The sequence below is a fragment of the Stenotrophomonas riyadhensis genome, from assembly GCF_040256885.1.
GTDB classification, from domain to species: Bacteria; Pseudomonadota; Gammaproteobacteria; order Xanthomonadales; family Xanthomonadaceae; genus Stenotrophomonas; species Stenotrophomonas riyadhensis.
Window position 1 is genome coordinate 1,245,481 of the sequence record NZ_CP155568.1, and the last position, 22,896, is coordinate 1,268,376.

At 62.1% G+C, this 22,896-nt stretch carries 18 protein-coding genes; 15 read left to right on the forward strand and 3 right to left on the reverse strand.

Going from position 1 to position 22,896, the window contains the following annotated elements; translation table 11 throughout:
* Positions 1-351 precede the first annotated feature (351 nt).
* From SriyCCGPB3_RS05850 to SriyCCGPB3_RS05875, 6 genes are all read left to right on the forward strand, one after another.
* On the forward strand, positions 352-1,365 hold the full coding sequence (locus SriyCCGPB3_RS05850) for an RHS repeat-associated core domain-containing protein (RefSeq protein ID WP_248859675.1): 1,014 nt from the start codon (positions 352-354) through the stop codon (positions 1,363-1,365).
* Complete coding sequence (locus SriyCCGPB3_RS05855) at positions 1,365-1,763, forward strand: hypothetical protein (RefSeq protein ID WP_162622014.1); 399 nt, start codon at positions 1,365-1,367, stop codon at positions 1,761-1,763. The genes SriyCCGPB3_RS05850 and SriyCCGPB3_RS05855 overlap by 1 nt, the downstream gene beginning before the upstream one ends.
* 617 nt (positions 1,764-2,380) lie before the next feature.
* The gene (locus tag SriyCCGPB3_RS05860; protein WP_239496530.1) at positions 2,381-2,566 is read left to right on the forward strand and encodes a hypothetical protein; all 186 of its coding nucleotides are present in this window, start codon (positions 2,381-2,383) and stop codon (positions 2,564-2,566) included.
* 54 nt (positions 2,567-2,620) lie between these two features.
* Positions 2,621-3,232, forward strand: a complete 612-nt coding sequence (locus SriyCCGPB3_RS05865; RefSeq protein WP_239496531.1) for an RHS repeat-associated core domain-containing protein — start codon at positions 2,621-2,623, stop codon at positions 3,230-3,232.
* A 2-nt stretch (positions 3,233-3,234) separates the two neighbouring features.
* A complete protein-coding gene (locus tag SriyCCGPB3_RS05870; protein ID WP_153857083.1) occupies positions 3,235-3,597 on the forward strand; it encodes a hypothetical protein in 363 nt (120 codons plus the stop codon).
* Between the two features lie 386 nt (positions 3,598-3,983).
* Positions 3,984-4,880, forward strand: a complete 897-nt coding sequence (locus SriyCCGPB3_RS05875; RefSeq protein ID WP_248859677.1) for an RHS repeat domain-containing protein — start codon at positions 3,984-3,986, stop codon at positions 4,878-4,880.
* A 208-nt stretch (positions 4,881-5,088) separates the two neighbouring features.
* Here the strand turns inward: SriyCCGPB3_RS05875 and SriyCCGPB3_RS05880 are convergent, their stop codons facing one another.
* On the reverse strand, positions 5,089-5,394 hold the full coding sequence (locus SriyCCGPB3_RS05880) for a hypothetical protein (RefSeq protein ID WP_153856799.1): 306 nt from the start codon (positions 5,392-5,394) through the stop codon (positions 5,089-5,091).
* Positions 5,395-5,464: 70 nt separating this feature from the next.
* Here SriyCCGPB3_RS05880 and SriyCCGPB3_RS05885 point away from each other — a divergent pair, with 70 nt between their 5' ends.
* The 3 genes from SriyCCGPB3_RS05885 to SriyCCGPB3_RS05895 all read left to right on the forward strand — a co-directional run bounded on the left by SriyCCGPB3_RS05885 (position 5,465) and on the right by SriyCCGPB3_RS05895 (position 12,103).
* The gene (locus SriyCCGPB3_RS05885) at positions 5,465-5,692 is read left to right on the forward strand and encodes an Arm DNA-binding domain-containing protein (protein ID WP_110711614.1); all 228 of its coding nucleotides are present in this window, start codon (positions 5,465-5,467) and stop codon (positions 5,690-5,692) included.
* A gap of 169 nt (positions 5,693-5,861) precedes the next feature.
* On the forward strand, positions 5,862-6,350 hold the full coding sequence (locus SriyCCGPB3_RS05890) for a hypothetical protein (protein ID WP_153856800.1): 489 nt from the start codon (positions 5,862-5,864) through the stop codon (positions 6,348-6,350).
* 158 nt (positions 6,351-6,508) lie between these two features.
* Positions 6,509-12,103 carry an RHS repeat protein gene (locus SriyCCGPB3_RS05895; protein WP_350259984.1) on the forward strand — a complete coding sequence of 1,865 codons (5,595 nt, stop codon included), beginning with the start codon at positions 6,509-6,511 and terminating at the stop codon, positions 12,101-12,103.
* Here SriyCCGPB3_RS05895 and SriyCCGPB3_RS05900 read toward each other — a convergent pair whose 3' ends face one another.
* On the reverse strand, positions 12,104-12,727 hold the full coding sequence (locus SriyCCGPB3_RS05900) for a GyrI-like domain-containing protein (RefSeq protein WP_110711619.1): 624 nt from the start codon (positions 12,725-12,727) through the stop codon (positions 12,104-12,106).
* Between the two features lie 352 nt (positions 12,728-13,079).
* Here SriyCCGPB3_RS05900 and cyoA point away from each other — a divergent pair, with 352 nt between their 5' ends.
* From cyoA to cyoD, 4 genes are read left to right on the forward strand one after another with little or no spacing between them, the layout of a single operon-like run.
* Positions 13,080-14,135: a ubiquinol oxidase subunit II gene (gene cyoA / locus SriyCCGPB3_RS05905; RefSeq protein WP_075675026.1), complete on the forward strand. Its 1,056-nt coding sequence runs from the start codon at positions 13,080-13,082 to the stop codon at positions 14,133-14,135.
* Between the two features lie 2 nt (positions 14,136-14,137).
* Positions 14,138-16,135 carry a cytochrome o ubiquinol oxidase subunit I gene (gene cyoB / locus SriyCCGPB3_RS05910; protein ID WP_040008505.1) on the forward strand — a complete coding sequence of 666 codons (1,998 nt, stop codon included), beginning with the start codon at positions 14,138-14,140 and terminating at the stop codon, positions 16,133-16,135.
* Positions 16,132-16,770, forward strand: a complete 639-nt coding sequence (gene cyoC / locus SriyCCGPB3_RS05915; RefSeq protein WP_110711620.1) for a cytochrome o ubiquinol oxidase subunit III — start codon at positions 16,132-16,134, stop codon at positions 16,768-16,770. The genes cyoB and cyoC overlap by 4 nt, the downstream gene beginning before the upstream one ends.
* A complete protein-coding gene (gene cyoD, locus SriyCCGPB3_RS05920; protein WP_014036396.1) occupies positions 16,770-17,111 on the forward strand; it encodes a cytochrome o ubiquinol oxidase subunit IV in 342 nt (113 codons plus the stop codon). The genes cyoC and cyoD overlap by 1 nt, the downstream gene beginning before the upstream one ends.
* Before the next feature lie 199 nt (positions 17,112-17,310).
* On the opposite strand, the gene SriyCCGPB3_RS05925 is transcribed toward cyoD, so the two are convergent.
* Positions 17,311-19,368: a putative bifunctional diguanylate cyclase/phosphodiesterase gene (locus SriyCCGPB3_RS05925; protein ID WP_350259985.1), complete on the reverse strand. Its 2,058-nt coding sequence runs from the start codon at positions 19,366-19,368 to the stop codon at positions 17,311-17,313.
* Between the two features lie 149 nt (positions 19,369-19,517).
* Here SriyCCGPB3_RS05925 and radA point away from each other — a divergent pair, with 149 nt between their 5' ends.
* Positions 19,518-20,894 (forward strand): DNA repair protein RadA, encoded by a 1,377-nt coding sequence (gene radA, locus SriyCCGPB3_RS05930; RefSeq protein WP_014646395.1) that lies wholly within the window; start codon positions 19,518-19,520, stop codon positions 20,892-20,894.
* Positions 20,895-21,038: 144 nt separating this feature from the next.
* A complete protein-coding gene (locus SriyCCGPB3_RS05935) occupies positions 21,039-22,895 on the forward strand; it encodes an ATP-binding protein (protein ID WP_350259986.1) in 1,857 nt (618 codons plus the stop codon).
* The last annotated feature ends 1 nt before the right edge of the window (position 22,896 follow it).

Genomic DNA, 22,896 nt, shown 5'->3' on the forward strand with positions numbered 1-22,896 from the left:
GTCAATAGGCTGGGTTCGTAATGCGTAGGTCGCAGGTTCGACTCCTGTTTCCGGCACCATGTTTGATGAAAAGCCCCGGCCTAGGTCGGGGCTTTTTGTTTGTGATGGGGTGTTGCCGGCCCATGACCGGCGGAATGGGCAGGTGCTGGTCCGGTAGCGCCAGCCCATGGCTGGCAGCTCAGGAATTACAGACCTCGCGGCCAGCCTGGCTTCCCAGGCGCTTAGCTCCCCCGCACCGTTCCTGACTTGGCAACCGCAGCCGTTCATTCCTGTGCTATCAATACCCAGCCTTGCTTCGAGGCACTTTCAGGGATTGGAAGGATGCGCAGGTTCGGGGGAACTGCAGGCGGTGTGTCGACCCGCTTCAGGGGATTTGAAGATCGAATTCGGAAGTTGGGGGCATCAGGCGTCTGGCTGTGCTGCGTGCTGCTGATTGGCTTGGGTGTGTCGCCCGCCGCAATCGCCCAGACGACGGTCACGTACATCCACACGGATGCCTTGGGCTCGGTTGTGGCTGAGAGCGATGCCAGTGGCAACGTGATCAAGCGCTATGACTACGAGCCTTACGGGGCCGTGGTGGGTGGTCAGGTCACGGATGGGCCGGGGTATACCGGGCATGTGAGCGATGCGGCCACCGGGCTGAGCTACATGCAGCAGCGGTACATGGATCCACAGTTGGGTGTGTTCCTGTCGGTGGATCCGGTGACTGCGTATGAGCAGCCTGTAGGACAGTTCAATCGCTATCGCTACGGGAATGGCAATCCTTACGGATATGCGGACCCTGATGGTGCCGACGCCATATATTTTACGGATGTGAATGTTGTTGTCATTCCTGTCTACTTCAAGGGGGCGGAAGCAACCAAGGAGAACATCCAGCAGATCAAGGCGAGAGTGGACTCCATATCCTCCGAGTTCTCAGGGATGAAGATAAGGCTTCAAGTGTTGTCTTCGCCCAGTGGCGCAGGGACGAACGTCATGGAGTTGGGCGCGGGGAAAAACTACAAGGACTTCCCCCTTGCCGGCGAGGGGGTTGATTCCCGGGGTGGACGCAGGGGGTACATTGATATGTCTGCCGACAATGGTATCGGTGCTGCCGCGCATGACATTATTCATTTTGCCGGAGCGCGAGACGGGTACGCGAGCAACGGGAGTCGAGAGGGCAGGACGGGTAGTTATCTTCCGGGGTACTCACAGCAGCACATCATGGCAGATCGGCGAGGTACCAGTCTGCGCGCGATGGACGAGGATGCGATCAGGGGGAATGACTCGACTTCGAGGGTCCAATTGGGATCATTTCAAGGTGTTTTCAGGGTTGACGGAAGGCTCGATTCGATGCGCCTTGAGAAGAATCTGAAGGGGAAATGATGCGCAATTCAACCTCGAGGAAATTCTGGATTGCTGTGAGTGTCATTGGAATAGCGGTGACTCTGGCTGCTTGTCGAAGCGAACGCTGCGAGGCTCTGGTCACAAATGAGTCGCCCAGCGTCGGTCTGGCGCAGCGGTACTTCGTGAGCCTCATGGATGCAGTCAATCTTGCGCCGGAATCCGCATTCAAATCTGGTGAGGCTTGGCAGGTCACCATTGTTGACGCACGACCAGATCCTCTGCATAAAGATGGCGATATTGATGGCTCTCTTTGGGTCGATTTCAGGGTCCGCTCGCCCTCGTCGCAGATCGTAAGCGAGCGGTGTACTTCACGCTTTGATGTGTGTGTCGCTCATGTCGTTGAGAAACTTCCGAAAAAGTGTCGTAGTCCGCACTGAGCTGTGGTTCTCAATGGCGTGTTTTCCGGCGGTGATTCGGGTCCGGCTGCGTTCCACAGGGCGTCCTTGATGGCGTCGTTTGCCAGCAATCGTTCGGACGGCAGCCTTTCAGTCGCGCATTGTCCGCCTCCGACTCCTGGAGCCGCTTGGCTGCCAGCACGCTCCGCAGCCGAACCCTCCCGTGCTACGGGGAACCGGGGCTTCACTGAGCGTGTGCCGGCGGGATAGGTCTTTCACCGTCATGCGGATCTATAAATCAAGCAGGAAAGTGATGATTCATTCTTAGGGAAATCGTTTTTCATGTCCCGTCTCCGTCGCGTTGGGGCTTCGCAAGAACCCTGTAGTGCCAGCCCATGGCTGGCAGCTCACAATTTCTGAGTCTCGCGGCCTTCTCACCCAGCCGGCTTCCCAAGCGCTTAGCTCCACGCACAGTTCCTGACCTGGCAACCGCAGCCGTTCATTCCTGTGCTATGAATACACAGCCTTGCTTCGAGGCACTTTCAGGGATTGGAAGGATGCGCAGGTTCGGGGGAGTTGCAGGCGGTGTATTTACCCGCTTGAGGGGATTTGAAGATCGAATTCGGAAGCTGGGGGCATCAGGCGCCTGGCTGTGCTGCGTGCTGCTGATCGGCTTTGGCTTGTCGCCAACCGCAATCGCCCAGACCACGGTGACGTACATCCACACTGACGCCCTGGGCTCGGTCGTGGCTGAGAGCGATGCCAACGGCAATGTGATCAAGCGCTACGACTACGAGCCCGATGGGGCTCTGGTGGGTGATCAGGTCACGGACGGGCCGGGGTAAACCGGGCATGTGAGCGATGCGGCCACCGGGCTGAGCTACATGCAGCAGCGGTACATGGATCCGCAGTTGGGTGTGTTCCTGTCAATGGATCCGGTCACGGCGTATGACCAGCCGGTTGGGCAATTCAATCGGTATCGGTATGCGAACGGGAATCCGTACAAGTTCACAGATCCTGATGGACGGCAGGCGATTCCGATGCCGGCCCCTTACATCCTTCCCATCCCGGTTCCCAACCCTGGTGGAAACATCCAGCGCAGTGAGGATACATCCGGGGGGAATCGCGAGAGCGGGCCAAGTGGAAGGCCAACTTCGAGGCCCACTGAACGTCCCGCAGGTCGGGATACAGTTCGGCGGGGGCGCGACGGGCAGCCAATACCCAATCGTTTCCCCGACCGACCACTACCCACGAAGCCCAATGGTGAGCCTGCACCAGAACCGGATGCGGCTGGCCCGCATACGCAACTGGGGCAGCGAGATGGTAGAAATGGAAAGTACGACCAGGCGAGAGAATTCGACGGTCACGGGAGGCCGGTAAAGACTATTGATTTTACTGACCACGGCCGGCCGGGCAGTCATACGAACCCGCACGAACATCCTTACGAGCCGAGTGCTACCGGGGGCACTCCTTCACGCGGACCCGCGCGGCCGCTTAACGGAGGCGGATAGTCATGACCGTAAACGCTTGGGACTTCCCCATCACGGGAGACAGAGTAGTTGAGGCGTTAAGAGAGAACTTCAGCACGAATGATATTTGGCTGCTATCGCATTTGGATGTCCCTTCGGGAGCGGAGTCAAAAGCGACCTTGGGTCATCTTCGAGAGCGGATGGTGAACAGGCCGTTAGAGGTGTCGACTGGTGATCTGTGCGATGCGCTTGCTGGCGCGCCGCAAGTATGGGTACTGGACATCCGGCTATCATCTGACCACGAAGTCCAGCTCTACATTGAAGATGGTGAGGTATTTGAGGAGAGTCTGGACAGGATGGTCGGAACCGGAGATATCGCTGGACCGACAGACCCGGGACTGAGATGAAATGTAGGTTCGACTCCTGTTTCCGGCACCAGTTGTAATGGAAAGCCCCGGCCCGTGGTCGGGGCTTTTTTTGTGCTCCGGTAGTGCCGGCCGCTGGCCGGCAGCTCCAGTAGTGCCAGCCCATGGCTGGCAGCCCAGGATTTCCGAGTCTCGCGGCCTACTCGCCCCACCGGCTTCCCAGGCGCTTAGCTCTTCGCACAGTTCCTGACCTGGCAACTGCAGCCAGCCATTCCTGTGCTATGAATACCCAGCCTTGCTCCAAGGCTCTTTCAGGGATTGGAAGGATGCGCAGGTTCGGGGGAGTTGCAGGCGGTGTATTTACCCGCTTGAGGGGATTTGAAGATCGAATTCGGAAGCTGGGGGCATCAGGCGCCTGGCTGTGCTGCGTGCTGCTGATCGGCTTTGGCTTGTCGCCAGCCGCAATCGCCCAGGAGACGGTCACCTACATCCACACCGATGCCTTGGGCTCGGTTGTGGCCGAGACCGATGCCAATGGCACCGTGGTCAAACGCTATGACTACGAGCCTTACGGCGCCGTGGTGGGCGGGGAAGTCACGGACGGACCAGGGTATACCGGACATGTGAGCGATTCGGCTACCGGGCTGAGCTACATGCAGCAGCGGTACATGGATCCGCAGTTGGGTGTGTTCTTATCGGTTGATCCGGTGACGGCGTATCAGAAACCGGTTGAGCAGTTCAATAGGTACCGGTATGCAAACGGGAATCCGTACACCTACGTAGATTCTGATGGAGAAGCCGGAAAAGTTGCATGGCTCGTCAGACTCACCGCAAACCAGGCCCATAAGATTGCACGACTGACTCAGGAGCAGGCCGTCAGTGCGCGCCGGGCGCAGCAGAACGTGATAGCGGACAGAAGACAAGTAGCGAGGCAGATTGAGACATCCGCACACGGGGCGGAGGGCCAGCTCAAACATGTGGGCCATGAACTAGAGGGGGGCGGCAAAGGACTTCCGCATTACCAGACAGAGAGCGTAAGGGGACACTCCTTCTGGGGTAAGGTCAGCGTCGGCGCACTAGCTCTGGCCGGTACGCTTGAGCAAGTTGCTGATTCGGCAGAGTACATCCCTGACCCGGTTCCTAGACCTGCTGAGCAGTCTGATATTGCAAGATGGAATGGCACTATGGGTGCGATCAGCGAGAAGACTGGCCTGCCTATGCCGGGCGTAAAGATGGGGGAGGATGGTGGATTTCAGGGTTATTTTCGAGTTGACGGAAGGATTGATTCTAAAAGGCTGGATCAAGAGCTGAGCAAGGGGAGATAGGCTTGTGAGATTCTATGAGTTCATGGTTGAAGGGATCTTTGTTCGAGCGTCTGGCCTCGGGGCTGATGTTGGCGGATTCCAAGCGACGTTTTTCATCAAGTCATCGAATGTTGCGACTGCAGTTGATCGCATGCGGTGGGTACTTTTGGATCGTATGGGTTCACATTTCGTATCGACTATTGAGATGGGATTATTCAGAACATATTTTTCAATACGTGATGTTTGGGAAATTTCTGAAGGGAGGATGTTTGAATTCGAAGGGCGTGACCTGGGTTTTACTTTTTTTAGGATAGGCAAGGTTGAGCGCATGTGTCTTGCGTTCCGGCGTATGCTGCTTAGGATCTTTCGGCCGCAGCGTGTGTTTTTCCCGCGCCGGAACGCTTAGATGTGGGCTGTGATGCACTGATTTGGGCTGGATGTATCCAGCAAGAATGTGGCGGCGTTCGAAGGATTTGCCTTGATTTGCATTTTCCCGCGACGATTGAGAGCGCACGAATTTCTTGGTCGCGGTCAATCCTTGTCCAATCACCGCCTCGCATCTTGTCCTAAGTTGGTCTTATGGCCACTTATGGATCCTCCGCCTGATGTCATCCGCCCTCACCAAACGCATTGTTCTCACGGCTGAGCTCCGAGACCGCCCCTATGAGCTTAGGGATGCCCAGGTTCGAGGTCTGATCCTGCGAGTGCAGCCTTCAGGGCACAAGGCTTGGATCGTGACCTGGGCCCACGGTAAGCGTCGAACCTTGGGTTCGGTTGAGCATCTGACGCTGGATCAGGCCCGCGACCAAGCCCGGCAAGCGGTCGCTGAGTAGGTTCAGTCCGGATTGCCTGCGCTTGCGAAGTCGAAGCCTACCAGTTGCACTCTCGAAGCGCTCCTCAACGATCACCTCGAACCCCGGGCGGTTGCTGAGCTCAAGGGTGGTCGTCAGTACCCGGGCCGCATGGCTTCCGATCAAACAATGAGTTGGAGTGACGTAGATCATGGAAACTGAAGCTGCGATCATTGAGATGACGACGCTTGTGAGAGAGTTCGCGTTGGGTTCCGTTGATGCCCAAATTTTTATTGAGAAATACTCGAATTTCTACTACTACGAAGCGCTGGACGGACATGAAGCTTCAAGTGCGCTGCATCCCGAGAGCAAAATTAAGCTCGGTCCCGCTATCGAGTTGCATCGCCGCGTTCAGGAAGATGTGGTGAACAAGATCTCGTTCGATGCGGGGCTGTCAGCTGAAGCGATGAGGATGGCTGGGCGACTCTCCCCGACGGAGGCGCGGCAGCATCCAACCACCGCCTCGCATCCTGTCCTAAGTTGGCCTTATCCCCACCTACGAACAGTTCGGCCAATGTCAGCCGCCGTTGCCAAATGCATCGTTGTCTCTGCTGTGCACCCGAGATCGTCCATGGCAGCTCAAGGATGCTCGGGTTCGCGGGCTGGTTCTTCGTACGCAGTCCTGGGTTTGCAGCCCTAGGGGGGGGGGCGTCAGTCACGCAGGCTCAGGGTCAGCTTGCCGCGTTCGGCCCTTGAACAAAGGCTGAGTGAATGATATTCATCCGGTTCACGTTGAGTTCACTTGCCTGATCGGATGGCGCATGCGTCTTCCGTGCACCCAAGGAGTGGTATCTCGCTATGGAAGCCATGAAGACGCACGCGCGAAGCTGTCGATGCCTGATCGGGCTGATTTTTCTGGGGATGTTCAGTGCTTCGGGCGCAGCTGCGCAGGATACCCAGCCCGGCAAGTATCCCTGGGAGGAGTTCGACAAGCGCTTGCAGAGCAGCATGGGCGTTGCCAGGTTGTCGGACGATTTGCTGGGAGACAGCGTAGGTCTTTCAAATGGCGCCTTGTCATTCTCGGCGGCTGACGTATCGCTGGAAAGTCATCACGCGTTACCAGTGAGCCTGAAACGCAAGTACGTGATGAAGAATCGCTATCAGTACGAGAACGATGCGCTTCTTGCTGACTGGGACCTGGACTTGCCCAGCATCAGTGGCGTTTTCTCAACAGACTGGGTCATGGGGCATGCCGCAGCGTCGCCCGGTGCGCGCTGCAGTGTCAGCACAGTGTCCCAGGCGCAGCCGTCCATTCCATTCAGCGGGTCGATGGATGTCAGTGACGTGTGGTCCGGAAACTCGATGAACATTCCGGGCGTGACCAGCGGGGAAATGCTGCTGATCAATGGTTCAACGGCCAGACCTGCCCAAGGGGGGCCGTACTACTGGATGACCAACGACCAGGTCTTCGTTGGCTGCCTGCCTGCCATTCGCAACGGCACCGGCGAGGGATTTCTGGCGGTCGGGCCAGACGGCACCCGCTATTGGTTCGACTGGATGGCCCAGTACGTCGAGCCGCAGATCAAGAATCCGTTGAATGGTACAAAGCGGCTGGATCGTAGGCTCAATGTGCTGTACGCCACGCGTGTTGAAGATCGGTTCGGCAATAGCGTGGCGTACAACTATGCCAACGCAGCCAATGCCCCCGCTCGACTGCAATCCATCGTTGCCAGTGACGGGCGTCAGATCAGTTTTTCCTATAATCCACGAGGTCAGATCGAGACCGCAACCACGAATGGCCGGACTTGGCGCTATCTGTATCGAAGCGACGGCAAGGTCTCGCTGTCGGCGGTCATCCAACCTGATGGAAGCCAGTGGAAGATCGACTTCTCGGGCCTCTCCAATGCCGCGTACTACGCCACGCTGCCTATTCCAAATGAGCCAGTCCGCAGTTGCTTCATGGACGGAACTCCGCTCGTGGGGCCGCAGTTGGCAACTGGCCGTATCGAGCATCCTTCCGGGGCCGTAGGGACATTTACTGTCGCCATCCGCGAGCATGGCCGGAGCAACGTCCCGATATCTTGCAAGAATTTCACGACAGGGATAGGTGGAAACGACACCGGTGATGATGTCAACCAGTGGGCGATTGCGTACAAGGCCTACACGCTGATCGAGAAGTCCATCAGCGGACCGGCCATTTCTCCGATGGCCTGGAAGTACAGCTACAGTTCCGCAATCAGTTCCATTTTTTACCCGGGTGGAACGATGGATCGGCCATGCCCATTGACGGGTGGAGTGGTGTGTGGCGAACCGATCTGCACGAGTGACAGCTGCGCGGGTCGCGCAACGACGGTGGTGGAGGGGCCCGGCGCTGAGTGGACCCGCTACACCCACGGAAACAGCTTCAAGTATGACGAAGGAAAGCTCTTGCGCATTGAGCGTGGCAAGGGCGGCGATATCCTGCAGGTTGTCGAGAACACTTACGCGCTCTCTCCTGCAGGCCGGCCGTATCCCGCGCGTTTTGGTGTCAGCGCGCAGGATACCGGCGACAACTTCCCCCGCGAGGCGATCCAGCCAGAGCTGTCAACCGTCACGCGCCTGGACGGGGTGGTCTACACCCGTCGCACGAACAGCTTTGACAGCCTGGCTCGACCACTGAGCGTCTCCCGGTTCAGTAGTCAGGGAGACGCCCGTACGGATGTGACTGAGTATGGCGACAACCTTGGCCTCTGGGTGTTGGGTCAGGTGGCGCGCGTTTCCAGCTCGGATACGGCGTCCGTGATCACTCGCACCACCTACGACGGTCGGGCACTTCCGATCGAACTCCACAGCCACGGGCGCCTTCTGCAGCGCTACAGCTACAATCCGGATGGCTCACTCTCGAGTATTGCCGATGCGAACAATCACATCACCCATCTGGCGAACTGGAAGCGCGGCGTTGCGCAGACGCTGAAGTTCGCAGATGGCACGACACTGGTTCGTGGCGTGGATGACAATGGCTTCGTCACGTCGGTCACAGACGAGATCGGTGCCGCAACCGGGTATGAATATGACCCGATGGGGCGCATCTCGCGCATACGCTATCCAGCGGGCGACACGGTGGCATGGGCGGATACTGTTCGCAGTTTCAGCAAAAGCAGTGCAGATGAGTATGGGGTCGCTGCAGGCCATTGGCGTCAGGATGTTTCGACCGGAAATGCACGCAAGCGCGTCTACTACGATGCATTCTGGCGGCCGCTGCTGACCCAGGAGTTTGATGCGGCGTCGCCTGCTGAAACCCAGCGATTCGTGAGAGCCAGCTACGATCTACAGGGGCGCCTTGAGTTCCAGTCATATCCGTCGGCATCGGCCAATGCCTCCACGGGCACTTGGACGACGTACGACGGCCTGGGGCGAGTGGCATCTGTTTCGCAGGACAGCGAGTCTGGTTTGCTGACGACTACGACCAGTTATCTTGCTGGTGGACTGGTAAAGGTGATTGATCCGAAAGGTCGGGTGACTACGACTGCATACCAGGCCTTTGATCAGCCCAGTCAGACGCAGCCGATCGCCATTGCACATCCCGGGGGGGTGTTCTCCGAGATTGTCCGTGACGTTTTTGGCAAGCCACTTTCCATCAAGCGGCGAAACGCGTCTTCTACTGAAGCGCTGACGCGCACCTATGTCTACGACGGTCACCAGCAGCTTTGCAAGTCGATTGAACCGGAAACTGGCAGTACCGCGATGGGATATGACCCTGCGGGAAATCTGCTGTGGACGGCATCCGGGCTCGCATTGCCCAACGTCGCCTCCTGTGATGCTGCCGCAGCCTTGTCGTCTTCGCGCCGCGTGGACCGGACGTACGATGCGCGGAACCGTCTAGCGACACTGCGTTTTCCCGACCGGAATGGTGATCAGGACTGGCTCTATCATGCCGATGGCAAGCCCGCGCAGGTGACCACTCTGAATGACGGGGGCGGGGCCGTAGCGGTGAACGGCTATACCTACAACAAGCGTCGGCTTCTTACCGGTGAGTCGCTGCAGGAGTCGGCCGGACCCGCCCTTTCGCTGGGGTATGGCTACGACAGCAACGGTAACAGGGCCGGAATTGCCTATCCGAGCGGGATGTTCGTCGGCCTTGCCCCAAATGCGCTCGGGCAGGCAACCCAGGCCGGCCCTTACGCGACTGCAGTGAGTTATTACCCTAATGGAGCGATTCGCCGATTCACTTACGGTAATGGCGTCGTGCACAGCATGCAGCAGAACGCCCGCCAGCTGCCGGCGCAGGTTGTTGACGGCAACGGAGTGCTCGACTATTCGTATCTTTATGATGGCGCTGGAAACGTCGTCACCATCCTCGATGGCGTCGACAGCCTTCGTGATCGTCGGATGGAGTATGACCAGCTTGATCGCCTTCAGCAGGCGACCTCTGCGATGTTTGGCGGCAATGGTGTCATGCGCTACACCTATGACGCACTGGATAACCTTCGTAGCAGCAGCCTCGCCGGAGTGAGGGACCACCAGTACTGGTACGACGCATTCAATCGGCTGACCAATGTACAGGCGACGGGTGGTTCCACGATTATTGGCTTGGACTATGACCCGCAAGGAAACCTTAGGAATCGAAACGGCGTTGTTCACACGTTCGATGTCGGCAATCGGCTGCGAAAGGTGGCCGGGGCTGAGTCGTATCGCTATGACGCATACGGGCGACGAGTTTTGTCGTCTGCCGAGAATGAGGATCGCCGGATTTTCTCGCTGTATGGCGAGGATGGCTTGCTGCGGCGACAGAACAATGAGCGGACGGGTGAAATCTCTGAATATGTCTACCTGGGCAGCAGTCTCGTAGCGAAGGTCGTTGGGCATGTTGCACCGGGCGTTCCGTCGCTGTCGGTTCCGCCTTCGTCGGAGACGGGGAGCTTCAGCGTAAGCTGGGGGGAAGTCGGTCGCGCGGCGCGCTACGAGCTTCGTGAGCAGCGAGACAGTGGCGGCTGGACCACGGTGTATTCGGGGGCTGGTAGAGCCTGGGCGGCGAGCAATCGTTCGGCCGGTATCTACGGATACTCGGTGCGCGCGTGCTCGTCGAATGCGTGTGGTGCCTGGAGCAGTGTTGGCGCGATCAACGTTCAGGCTGAGCCGGTTGATGTTCCCATTGTCACAGTGCCGGCCACGAGCTATTCAGGAAGCTACGTCGTGACCTGGAGCACAGTCGCCGGCGCCAGTCGCTATGAGCTGCAGGCATCCACTGGAGGTGCGTGGGCGACCCTCCTCTCCGCCAATGTCGCGAATCATCCCGTTAGTGGGCAGCCCGCCGGCTCCGTGCAGTACCGCGTGCGCGGTTGCAACGGGCGTGGATGTGCAGCTTACTCGGCTCCCGCTTCCATCCAGGTCATCCTCAAGCCGGCGGCCGCGCCGACATTGTCGTTGCCGGCCAGCAACAGCTCCGGTGCGTATGTGGTTTCCTGGAGCCAGGTGGCAGGGGCAGCCCGCTATGCCCTGGAGCAACGCTCCGGTACAAGTGAATGGACGCAGATCGCGAACGCCGCCAGGACTTCGCAGGATGTTGCGGGGCGCCCCAGCGGTGAGGATGGCTATCGCGTCCGTGCCTGCAATGATGCCGGGTGTTCCAGCTATTCCGCCGTCGCGACCACCCGTGTCCTGCGCATCCCTGCCGTGGCGCCTGTAATGAGTGGCAACTCCGCGCAGTATGGCAGTCCGGTCGTTGTTGGCTGGAGCGCCGTGCCCGATGGTGCGAGCTATGCGTTGGAAGAGCAGGCGCCGGGTAGAGTCTGGGCCCAGGTGCAGAACTCCAGCGCGATCGCCGCAACGCTTCCCGAACGTTCGACAGGGACGTACGGCTATCGCGTGCGAGCCTGCAATGCCAGTGGTTGCGGACCGTTGTCCTCGGCGCTGCTTGTCGCCGTGCTGCGGGCGCCGTCTGCACCTGGTCTGTCCATCGATTCGTCAAACGTTGGAAGCGGTCAAGGGTTCAGGGTCTACTGGGGAGCCGTTGCCACTGCGAGTTCCTATCGGCTGGAGGAGCAATTTGCAGCAGGGCAGTGGACGCAGGTTCTGGACTCGGCCGAGACCCAGTTCGCTGCGGGTGCTCGCGGCGCGGGTGGCTACGGCTACCGTGCCCGTGCATGTAATGCCGCCGGGTGCAGCGGGTACTCCGCTGTGGCTACCTTCACGCTGGTCCTGCGCCCGGTGCCTGATGTGCCGGGGAACCTCAACGTCGCCGAAATGCGGAGTTCCTGTGAAATGGCCTGGGGAGCTTCCGCACGCGCTGAGCGGTATGAACTGAGCAATGACGGTGGCGTGGTTTACCAGGGGGCCAATACGTCCTTCTCACAGGCAAATCCGCGTCGATGCGTTTCACCGTATCGCGTCCGTGCCTGCAACAGTACTGGCTGTTCTGAGTGGTCGCTACCTGTCTATCATGGTGGAGGGGCTATGCTGTTGCGGAGCCGATGATCAGCAGGCCGGCAATCCATTGCGCACCGACTGCCGCAGGACGGTTTTCAACCGCGCCGCGTCGGTCCTGCGCGGGTCGCTCAGGTAGATCTCATGATGGGGGCCGGCAAAGGTGTAACCCAGTGCGGGCATCAGCTCGCCGTGCAGATGGGCCAGGATCGGGCCCTCGTCATCGTAGGCACCCACATGCAAGGTCTGCAGGCAGAGGCCTTCTTCAAGAATTTCATGGCGAAGGCTGGCCGGGACCTCGCCCAGTTTCTTCGCCGCATTGGCGATGGCAGCCTCCCACTGCTCTGGACTGATCCCGTTCGGCGTACGGATCATCACCGTCCACCTCCACTCATCCTTGCGGCGTGCGACAAAGCTCGACGGATCCCCGGCGCTCCACAGCGCTTCCAGCGGTGGCACCACGTAGTCCTGGCCCATGGCCTTCAGCGCGAACTTCAGTGCATAGCTCACCGAGTACAGCCACTGCACGGCCTGCAGGTAGGCGGGGGCGGTATTCGGATCACCGTGGCCGTCGACCATCACGTAGGGCAGGGGCGGTACGTCCACAGTCACGAACCGGCCCACCGGGGGCTGGTACAACGCGCGATCGCGCTTCTTGAAGTCGATCTTGTCCACGGACCCTCCTCCTGCGCCGAGCATCCCACGCCGGGCACCCATCAGCACGCCTGAACAGGTTCAGATGACTTTGCCGAACGAGGGCGGACCGCCGGCCAGCACCTGATGCTAGGATGCCGCCCCCGGGCGTTCTGCCCGCCGCGCCTGCGCGGTGCGACAACGTGTCGCAGCCAGAATCGGGCCTTTCCTGCGCTCGATCATTGTCAATGCCTTTCTTAAATGGTGGGTGACGGCCTAAAATTGAAAGGCTGACTCGACCCCACCTCCCTGCCTGTCTTCCGGACCGGTGGGACCGGCTTTGGCCGGAACAGGCAGGACGGGGAACGGCATTCCCTCGCAATTGGATCGACCGATGATTCCGTTGAAAACCCTTGGGCGCTGGTTGCGCCCGGGCCTGCTGCTGTCGTTGCTGGTGATGCTCACCGGTTGCGATGCGGTGGCCATCCTCAGTCCGAAGGGCCAGATCGGCCAGGATGAGAAGACCCTGCTGATCACGGCCACCGTGCTCATGCTGCTGGTCGTCATCCCGGTCATCATCATGACCCTGACCTTCGCGTGGAAGTATCGCGCCTCCAACACCAAGGCCCGCTACGAGCCGAAGTGGTCCCACTCGACGGCGATCGAGGTGGTGGTGTGGTCCATTCCCTGCATGATCGTGCTGGTGCTGGCGGTCCTGACCTGGCGCTCGTCGCACGCACTGGACCCGTATCGTCCGCTGGATTCGGACGTCAAGCCGGTCACCATCGAGGCGATCTCGCTGGACTGGAAGTGGCTGTTCATCTATCCGGAAGAGAAGGTGGCGGTCGTCAACGAAATCAAGTTCCCGGTCAACACGCCGCTGAACTTCAAGATCACGTCCGATTCGGTGATGAATGCGTTCTTCATCCCGCACCTGGGCAGCATGATCTACTCGATGGCTGCGATGGAGACCAAGCTCCACCTGATCGCCAACGAGACCGGTGAATTCCCGGGCATGTCCTCGCACTACAGTGGTGCCGGCTTCGCCAAGATGCACTTCACCGCCTACTCGGTTACCGATGCCGAATACCGCCAGTGGCTGGACCAGGTCCGTGCCGGTGAGCAGACCCTGGACAAGGCCTCGTTCAAGGCCCTGGGTGAAGCACGCAATGCCGAGTGGTACCCGGTCACCTACTTCGGCAAGACTGAAGAAGGCCTGTTCGACTGGGTCATCGCCAAGCACATGGGCGACAACAAGCATTACGGCATGAAGCACGAGCACAAGGCCCCGGCCGACGGTGCCGCTGCTGAAGGTCACGATGCCCATGCAGGTCACGAGGGCCATGAAGGCCACACCGACGCTGCCGCCGCTCCGGCCGAACACGCCGGACACACTGCTGACGAGCACGCCGCCGCCGGTCACGCCGGCCACGCGGGCTCGGGAGAATGAACATGTTGGGTAAACTCTCAATTGAGTCGATCCCCCACGATCCGATCGTGCTGACCACCCTGGTCGGCGCGGTGCTGGGTGGCCTGGGCGTCATGGCCCTGATCACCAAGTTCAAGCTGTGGGGCTATCTGTGGAAGGAGTGGTTCACCTCGGTGGATCACAAGAAGATCGGCGTGATGTACCTCATCGTCGCCTTCGTCATGCTGCTGCGCGGTTTCTCCGACGCCATCATGATGCGTACCCAGCAGGCGCTCGCCGTCGGCGGGTCCGAGGGGTACCTGCCGCCGCACCACTACGACCAGATCTTCACCGCCCACGGCGTGATCATGATCTTCTTCGTGGCGATGCCGCTGATCACCGGCCTGATGAACCTGGCCGTGCCGCTGCAGATCGGTGCACGCGACGTCGCGTTCCCGTTCGTCAACTCGCTCAGCTTCTGGCTGTTCGTGTCCGGTGCGGTGCTGATCATGCTGTCGCTGTGGATCGGTGAGTTCGCTGCCACCGGCTGGCTGGCGTTCCCGCCGTTGTCGGGCATCGAATACAGTCCAAGCGTAGGCATGGACTACTACATATGGGGTCTACAGGTCGCAGGCCTGGGTACCACGCTGAGCGGTATCAACTTCTTCATCACCATCCTGAAGATGCGTACCCCGAGCATGAAGCTGATGCAGATGCCGGTGTTCACCTGGACCGCCCTGGTGACCAACGTGCTGATCGTCGCTGCCTTCCCGGTGCTGACCATCACCCTGGTGCTGCTGACCCTGGACCGTTACCTGGGTACGCACTTCTTCACCAATGACGGTGGCGGCAACGCCATGCTGTACATCAACCTGATCTGGATCTGGGGTCACCCGGAGGTGTACATCCTGGTCCTGCCGGCGTTCGGTGTGTTCTCCGAAGTCATCGCGACCTTCTCGCGCAAGGCGCTGTTCGGCTACAAGGGCATGGTCTACGCCACCGCCTGCATCGGCGTGCTGTCGTTCATCGTGTGGCTGCACCACTTCTTCACCATGGGCTCGGGTGCCAACGTCAATGCCTTCTTCGGCATCACGACGATGATCATCTCGATCCCGACCGGCGTGAAGATCTTCAACTGGCTGTTCACCATGTTCCGCGGCCGCGTGCAGTTCACCACGCCCGTGCTGTGGACCATCGGCTTCATGGTCACCTTCACCATCGGCGGCATGACCGGCGTGATGCTGGCGATCCCGGCCATCGACTTCGTGCTGCACAACAGCCTGTTCCTGATCGCCCACTTCCACAACGTCATCATCGGCGGCGTGGTGTTCGGCATGTTCGCCGGCATCACCTACTGGTGGCCGAAGATGTTCGGCTTCCGCCTCAATGAGTTCTGGGGCAAGTGCGCGTTCTGGTGCTGGTTCATCGGCTTCTACGTGACCTTCATGCCGATGTACGTGCTGGGCTTCATGGGCATGACCCGTCGTCTGCAGAGCACCGTCAACCCGGCCTACGAGCCGCTGCTGCTGGTGGCCGCTGCAGGTGCCTTCATCGTGGGTGCCGGCATCCTGTGCCAGATCATCCAGGTGGCCGTGTCGATCCGCGACCGCAAGAAGACTGCCGACCTGACCGGCGACCCGTGGGATGCCCGTACGCTGGAGTGGGAAACCTCTTCGCCGCCGGCCTTCTACAACTTCGGCACCCTGCCGGAAGTCACCGAGCTGGACGATTTCTGGGAGCGCAAGCAGCGTGGTGAAGCCTGGCCGAAGCCGGCCAAGTACACCGACATCCACATGCCGCGCAACACCGGCACGGGCGTTGTCATCGGTGCCTTCAGCCTGGTGTTCGGCTTCGCGATGATCTGGCACATCTGGTGGCTGGCCATCGTCGGCTTCGTCGGCATGATCGCCACGTTCATCTACCGCACCTTCGACCAGGACGTGGACTACTGGGTCCCGGCCGCCGAGGTGGAACGCATCGAGAACGAACACCGCAAGCACCTGGAAAACCAGGGCCTGGTGAAGTCGGAGCTGAAGGCATGAGCACCAATACCTCGACCCTGAGCCACGGGCACGCCGCGCATGCGGCGGCCCATGGCCATGACGACCACGAGCACCACGACACCGGCGGCAACACCGTCTTCGGTTTCTGGGTGTACCTGATGAGCGACTGCCTCATCTTCGCCTCGCTGTTCGCCACCTACGTGGTGCTGTCCGGCGGTACTGATGGTGGTCCCACCGCGAAGGACCTGTTCGAGCTGCCGTTCGTGGCGTGGGAAACCGCGCTGCTGCTGACCTCGTCGCTGACCTTCGGCCTGGGCATGATCGCCATGCACCGCAAGCAGATGGGCCAGATGTACCTGTGGCTGGGCATCACCTGGCTGCTGGGCTTCGGCTTCATGTGCATGGAAGTGTGGGAGTTCCAGCACCTGATCCATCAGGGCTACGGTCCGGACCGCAGTGCCTTCCTGTCGGCGTTCTTCGCCCTGGTCGGTACCCACGGCCTGCACGTCAGCGCCGGCCTGCTGTGGCTGCTGGTGATGTTCGTGCAGCTGAAGAAGTACGGCCTGACCCCGACCAACAAGACCCGCATGGCGTGCCTGAGCCTGTTCTGGCACTTCCTGGACCTGATCTGGATCGGCGTGTTCTCCGTCGTCTACCTCAATGGAGCGCTGTAATGGCACATGACAACCATGCACACGACCACGCCGCCGGCGGCGAGAGCCACGGCAGCGTCAAGTCCTACCTGATCGGCTTCGTGCTGGCGGTGGTGCTGACCGTCATCCCGTTCTGGATGGTGATGTCGGGCGACTTCTCGCGCACCGTCAACGGTGTGGTGATCGCGGTCACCGCGGTGCTGCAGATGCTGGTCCACCTGGTGTTCTTCCTGCACCTGGACCGCTCTTCGGAAAGCCGCTGGAACGTCAACGCTGCAGCCTTCACCGTCGTGGTGATCGGCATCATCGTGATCGGCACCCTGTGGGTCATGCATAACATGAACGTGCACATGATGCACTGACGTCCGCGCGACGTTGCCACGCAGAAAGGCCGCCCTCGGGCGGCCTTTTTGTTGGCAGGTGGATGGGGTCGGATCCCTGGCCGCAGGCCAGGGCTCTGACCCCGGGGGCCGGTAGATCCAGGCCACGCGTGGATGGGGTTGCGTGGATGGAGTCAGAGCCCTTGCCCGCGGCAAGGGATCCGACCCCGAAACCGGGGCCTCACCCCACCCGGCGCAGGAACTCCTCGGGCTCCATCGGCCGCCCCAGGTGATAACCCTGCAGCTGGTCGCAGCCCAGCTCGCTCAGGTATTCGCGCTGTGCCTGCGTCTCCACGCCTTCGGCCACCACCTGCAGCTGCAGGGTGCGGCCCAGCGCGATGATCGATGAAACGATGGCGGCGTCTTCGTCATTGCGTTCCAGGTCGTGTACGAACGCACGGTCGATCTTCAGTTCGGTGGCGGGCATGCGCTTGAGATACAGCAGGCTGGAATAGCCGGTGCCGAAATCATCGATGGCGATGTGCACCCCCATCGCGGTCAGGTCGTTGAGGATCGCCAGGCTGGCATCGACGTCCTTCATCGCCGTGGTCTCGGTGATCTCCAGGGTCAGCCGCGAGGGGTCGATCCGGTGCCGTTGCAGCACCTCGCGCACACTGTCCAGCAGCGCCGGCGAGGCGAACTGCAACGGTGACAGGTTGACCGCCATCGACCATTCGCTGTGCCCTGCGTCGTGCCAGGTACGCAGCTGTGCACAGGCACGGTCCAGTACCCAGTCACCGATGGGCAGGATCAGGCCGCTGCGTTCGGCGATGGGAATGAACACATCCGGCGCCAGCAGGCCCAGCTCCGGATGCTGCCAGCGCAGCAGCGCTTCGGCGCCGGTGGCCGGTGCGCCGGCGGCAGGGAACTTGGGCTGGTAGTGCAGCACCAGCTCGTCGCGGGCGATGGCCTTGCGCAGGTCCTGCAGCAGGCGCAGCTGGCGGTTGGCGCTGAGCTGCATCGAGGGGGTGAAGAAGGTATAGCCGTTCCGGCCGGTTTCCTTGGTGTGGTACATCGCCGCATCGGCGTGCGCCATCAGCTCGCGCTCGTTGCTGGCGTCATCCGGGTACAGGGCGATGCCCAGGCTGGCACTGACCTGCAGCTCGGCCGCATCCAGCGTGAACGGTTCGCCGGCAGCAGCGATGATGCGCTCGGCCACCACCACCGCATCGTCGGGAATATCGATGGCCAGCACGATCACGAACTCGTCGCCGCCGAGACGGGCAAACGTATCCTGTGGCCGCAGCAGGCCGCCGATGCGCTGCGCCACCGCCACCAGCAGACGGTCGCCGAGCTGGTGGCCATAGGCATCATTGACCGCCTTGAAGCCGTCCAGGTCGCAGAACATCACCGCCACGGCGCGGCCACGGCGGCGCGCCTTCTCGATGGCCTGCTCGATGCGGTCCTGCAGCAGCATGCGGTTGGGCAGCTGGGTCAGCGGGTCATGCAGGGCGGCCTGGATCAGCTTGTCGTTGGCGTGCGCCAGCGAATCGGCCAGCAGCCCGGTGCGAACGCGCATCTGCCGGTCGAACAGCGAGGCCACCAGGGCGATGCCCAGCGTGGCCACGGTGGTGACGATCACCAGCACCGCCAGCCAACGCGTGTCGATGCCGCCGCTGCCGACCGCACCGCAGATGCTGCCTTCGGGGAAGCGTGCGGCGGCCATGCCGGTGTAATGCATGCCGACGATGGCCAGGCCCATCACCAGGGAGGCCAGTGCGCGCAGGCGCATGGTGTTGCGCTGCTCGGCACGCAGGCGGAAGGCGATCCACAGCGCCGCGCCGGCGGCACCGATGGCGACCGCGATGGAGGCGGCGAACCATCCAGGGTGATAGTCGATGCCCGGCTGCATGCGCATCGCCGCCATGCCCAGGTAATGCATGGTGGCAATGCCTAGGCCCATCAGCACGGCACCGGCCAGCAATCGTCGCCACGGCAGGCTGGGCCGCGACACCAGCCACAGCGCATAGGCGGAAGCACCGATCGAGACCGCCAGCGAGTACAGGGTGATGCCAAGGTCGTAACCCACCGGGATCGGCAGGTCGAAGGCGAGCATGCCGATGAAGTGCATCGACCAGATGCCCAGCCCCATGGCCGCCGCGCCCCCCGCCAGCCACCAGCGGGCCACGCGGCCTTCGGCCGTGGCCAGGCGGCCGGCCATGTCCAGCGCCGTGTACGAGGCAAGAATGGCCACCAGCAGGGAGATGGCGACCAGGCTCTGACTGTAACTGCCAGTCATGTTGAATCCAGAGGGGGAGGGAGGGGCGCCCGCAAGGCGCACGCCCGCGACAGCTATCGGCGCGGGTGGGCGGGACTTGAGCGGTCGCAGCACCTGCGACCCGGCTCGGCTATCCTGCCACGCCTGTTCCCGTTGCTGGAAATCATCCGATGGCAAAAGCCCGCACCGCCTACGTCTGCAATGAATGCGGCGCCGAATTCAGCAAGTGGCAGGGCCAGTGCACCGAGTGCAACGCCTGGAACTCGCTGTCGGAAATCGTGCTGGAGAGCGCGGCGGCGGCCAAGGCGCCGGCCTCGCGCCGGGCCGGCTGGGCCGGCAAGATCGACCCGCCGAAGATCACCGCCCTGAAGGACGTGGAGCAGACCGAGCATCGCCGTGTCTCGACCGGCATCGGCGAGTTCGATCGCGTGCTGGGCGGTGGCCTGGTCGAGGGTGCGGTGGTACTGGTCGGTGGTGACCCGGGCATCGGCAAGTCGACCCTGCTGCTGCAGGCGGTGGCGAAGATGGCGGCCGAGCTGCCGGTGCTGTACGTCACGGGCGAGGAGTCGCTGGCCCAGGTGGCCGGGCGCGCGCACCGGCTGGAATTGCCGCTGGACGGTGTCAACGCGCTGGCCGAGACCGGCGTCGAGTCGATCCTGCAGCATGCGTCCAAGGCTGGCCCGCGGCTGATCGTGGCCGACTCCGTGCAGACCCTGTGGACCGAGAGCCTGACCGCCGCGCCCGGCTCGGTCAGCCAGGTGCGCGAGAGCGCGGCGCGGCTGGTGCGTTTCGCCAAGGAGACCGGCACCGCCGTGTTCCTGGTCGGCCACGTGACCAAGGAGGGCGGTATCGCCGGCCCGCGCGTGCTCGAACACATGGTCGATGCGGTGCTGTACTTCGAAGGCGAGAGTGGCAGCCGCTTCCGCCTGTTGCGCGCGTTCAAGAACCGCTTCGGTGCGGTCAACGAGCTGGGCGTGTTCGCGATGGGCGACAAGGGCCTGAAGGAAGTCTCCAATCCGTCGGCGATCTTCCTGTCCGGCGGCAGCACCCACCAGCCGGGCAGCTGCGTGATGGTCACCCGCGAGGGTACCCGGCCGCTGCTGGTGGAAGTGCAGGCGCTGGTGGATGCGTCGCCGCTGTCGAACCCGCGCCGTGTCGCGGTCGGCCTGGAGCAGAACCGCTTGGCCATGCTGCTGGCGGTGCTGCATCGCCACGGCGGCGTGCTGGTCGGCGACCAGGACGTGTTCGTCAATGTCGTCGGCGGCATCCGCGTGCAGGAGACCGCTGCCGACCTGCCGGTGTTGCTGGCGGTGCTGTCCTCGCTGCAGGACCGGCCGCTGGCGGAAAAGACGATTGCGTTTGGCGAGGTTGGCCTGTCCGGCGAGATCCGACCGGTGCCCAATGGCGAAGACCGCTTGCGCGAAGCCGCCACCCATGGCTTCAAGCGCGCCATCGTACCCAAGGCCAATGCGCCCAAGGGCGGTTCGGTGAAGGGTATGGAAGTGATCGCGGTGGAGCGCCTGTCCGAGGCCATCGACGCGGCGTGATCGCGCCGGGCATGGCCCGGCGTCACCACCGCGCACGTGGAATACGGCGGCCGACACGGCAACGGTCAGCCTCCCTGTGCTAGTTTTTCCCGCTCGACGAAGGCGCCCTCTGGCGCCTTTCCGTGCCCAGGAGTAAACGATTACATGCAGGACACCGCGCTCACCGCCCCCAACGCCGAAATCCGTCGCGCCGGGGTCGATCTCAATGGACTGATGACGGTGCTGGGCAAGCACCTGTATTCCACCCCGGTGGTGGCACTGCGTGAGCTGGTGCAGAACGCGCACGACTCGATCATCCGCCGCCGCATCGAGCAGCCCGGCGTCGAGGTGCCCTCGCGCATCGCGGTACAGGTCGATGCCGGTGCCGGCGTGCTGCGCATCATCGATACCGGCGCCGGCCTGACCCGCCAGGAGATCCACGATTACCTGGCCACCGTCGGCGTCGGCTACACCCGTGGCCTGCGCCAGGGCGGCGAGGACGATGAGGGCCTGATCGGCATGTTCGGCCTCGGCTTCCTGTCGGCCTTCGTGCTGGCGCGCCGGGTCAGCGTTCGCACTACGTCGTACCAGACGCCGGAGCTGGGCCATCTGTACGTATCCAGTAACGCTGAGCAGTACACCGTCAGCGAAATGCCGGCACGCGCGGTCGGCACCGAGGTGGAGCTGGAACTGCATCCGGATTTCCTGCCGCTGGCCAACGAAGCGCGCCTGCACGAGGTACTGGGCCGCTACTGCGCGCTGCTGTCCGAGCCGATCTTCATCGGTGCTGCAGGCGAGGCGCTGAACCCCGAGCCGCCGCCGTGGCGCGGCCAGGGCGATGTGGCCCTGCATCCGGTGCAGGCGCGTCGCCAGGCGCTGCAGTTCGCGGCGCGCTTCGAGCACGACTTCGAGCCGATCGTCACCCTGCCGCTGCGTGCGGATGGCAACAGCGATGCCACCGGCCTGCTGTGGGTGCAGGACGGTGCCACCTACGGCACCAGTGACAACCGCAACCTGTCGGTGTTCGTGCGCGGCATGCTGTTGGACGACGACGCGCGTGACCTGCTGCCGCCGTGGGCGGGCTTCATCGGCGGGGTGATCGAATCCTCCCGGCTCACGCCTACCGCCAGCCGCGAAGACCTGCAGCGCGATGACCAGTACCGCGCCGTGCAGCATGCGTTGCTGGAGGCGTTGATTGATGGCCTGGCCGACGTGGCGCGGCAGCAGCCGGAAGCGTGGCGACGTGTATTGAGCCGCCACAACGAGGCGCTGCTGGGTGCGGCGCTGTGCGATGACCGCCTGTTCGACCTGTTGCTGGAACACGTGCGCGTGCCGACCTCGCAGGGCGACCTGCCGGCCAGTGCACTGCCCGCACGCGGTGCCGTGCATGTGATCCTCGACAACGGCGGCGGCTTCGAGGAAATGCTGTTCCGCGCGATGGGCGTGCCGGTCGCGCATGGCCATCGCTATGCGGTGGTGCCGTTCCTGCGGCGCTGGGCCCAGGCCAAGGGCCTGCGCCTGGTTGAACTGGGGACCGAACAGGGCAACCGTGCGCTGTTCCGCAGTGATGACAGCCTCGACGAGGTGCAGCTGGCATGGCTGCGCGAGCAGCTGGGTGACGGCGAGCAGCTGCTGCCAGCACGCTTCAGTCCTGAGTCGCTGCCGGTGGTGGTGGTGCCCGACCGCGAGGCCGAGCTGAAGCAGCGCCTCGAAGACGATGAGAACGACAAGCGCGTTTCGATGGCGGCGCTGCGCCTGGCGCGTCAGTTCACCGCGCGCATCGAATCGCGCGCACCCTCGCGGCTGTACCTCAACCTCGACAACCCGGCGGTGCAGGCGCTGTTGCGCGCCCAGCGCGACGGCCACCCGCAGGCCGAAGCCGCAGCACGCCTGCTGCGCTCACTGAAGATCATCGTCGCCGCGCAAGGCCGTCCGCTGGCCCGCGCGACCGCCACGCCCGGCCCGGATCTCAACGGCGCCTTTACCGATATTGCCGGTGCCCTGCAGCAGATGCTGCGCTGAG

Bases quoted from the DNA above. Each gene is read 5' to 3' on its own strand.
- SriyCCGPB3_RS05925 (WP_350259985.1), bottom strand. From the start codon at position 19,368: ATGACTGGCAGTTACAGTCAGAGCCTGGTCGCCATCTCCCTGCTGGTG.
- cyoA (WP_075675026.1), top strand. From the start codon at position 13,080: ATGATTCCGTTGAAAACCCTTGGGCGCTGGTTGCGCCCGGGCCTGCTG.
- SriyCCGPB3_RS05890 (WP_153856800.1), top strand. From the start codon at position 5,862: ATGGAAACTGAAGCTGCGATCATTGAGATGACGACGCTTGTGAGAGAG.
- SriyCCGPB3_RS05870 (WP_153857083.1), top strand. From the start codon at position 3,235: ATGACCGTAAACGCTTGGGACTTCCCCATCACGGGAGACAGAGTAGTT.
- SriyCCGPB3_RS05885 (WP_110711614.1), top strand. From the start codon at position 5,465: ATGTCATCCGCCCTCACCAAACGCATTGTTCTCACGGCTGAGCTCCGA.
- cyoD (WP_014036396.1), top strand. From the start codon at position 16,770: ATGGCACATGACAACCATGCACACGACCACGCCGCCGGCGGCGAGAGC.
- cyoB (WP_040008505.1), top strand. From the start codon at position 14,138: ATGTTGGGTAAACTCTCAATTGAGTCGATCCCCCACGATCCGATCGTG.
- radA (WP_014646395.1), top strand. From the start codon at position 19,518: ATGGCAAAAGCCCGCACCGCCTACGTCTGCAATGAATGCGGCGCCGAA.
- SriyCCGPB3_RS05935 (WP_350259986.1), top strand. From the start codon at position 21,039: ATGCAGGACACCGCGCTCACCGCCCCCAACGCCGAAATCCGTCGCGCC.
- cyoC (WP_110711620.1), top strand. From the start codon at position 16,132: ATGAGCACCAATACCTCGACCCTGAGCCACGGGCACGCCGCGCATGCG.
- SriyCCGPB3_RS05895 (WP_350259984.1), top strand. From the start codon at position 6,509: ATGGAAGCCATGAAGACGCACGCGCGAAGCTGTCGATGCCTGATCGGG.
- SriyCCGPB3_RS05865 (WP_239496531.1), top strand. From the start codon at position 2,621: ATGGATCCGCAGTTGGGTGTGTTCCTGTCAATGGATCCGGTCACGGCG.
- SriyCCGPB3_RS05855 (WP_162622014.1), top strand. From the start codon at position 1,365: ATGCGCAATTCAACCTCGAGGAAATTCTGGATTGCTGTGAGTGTCATT.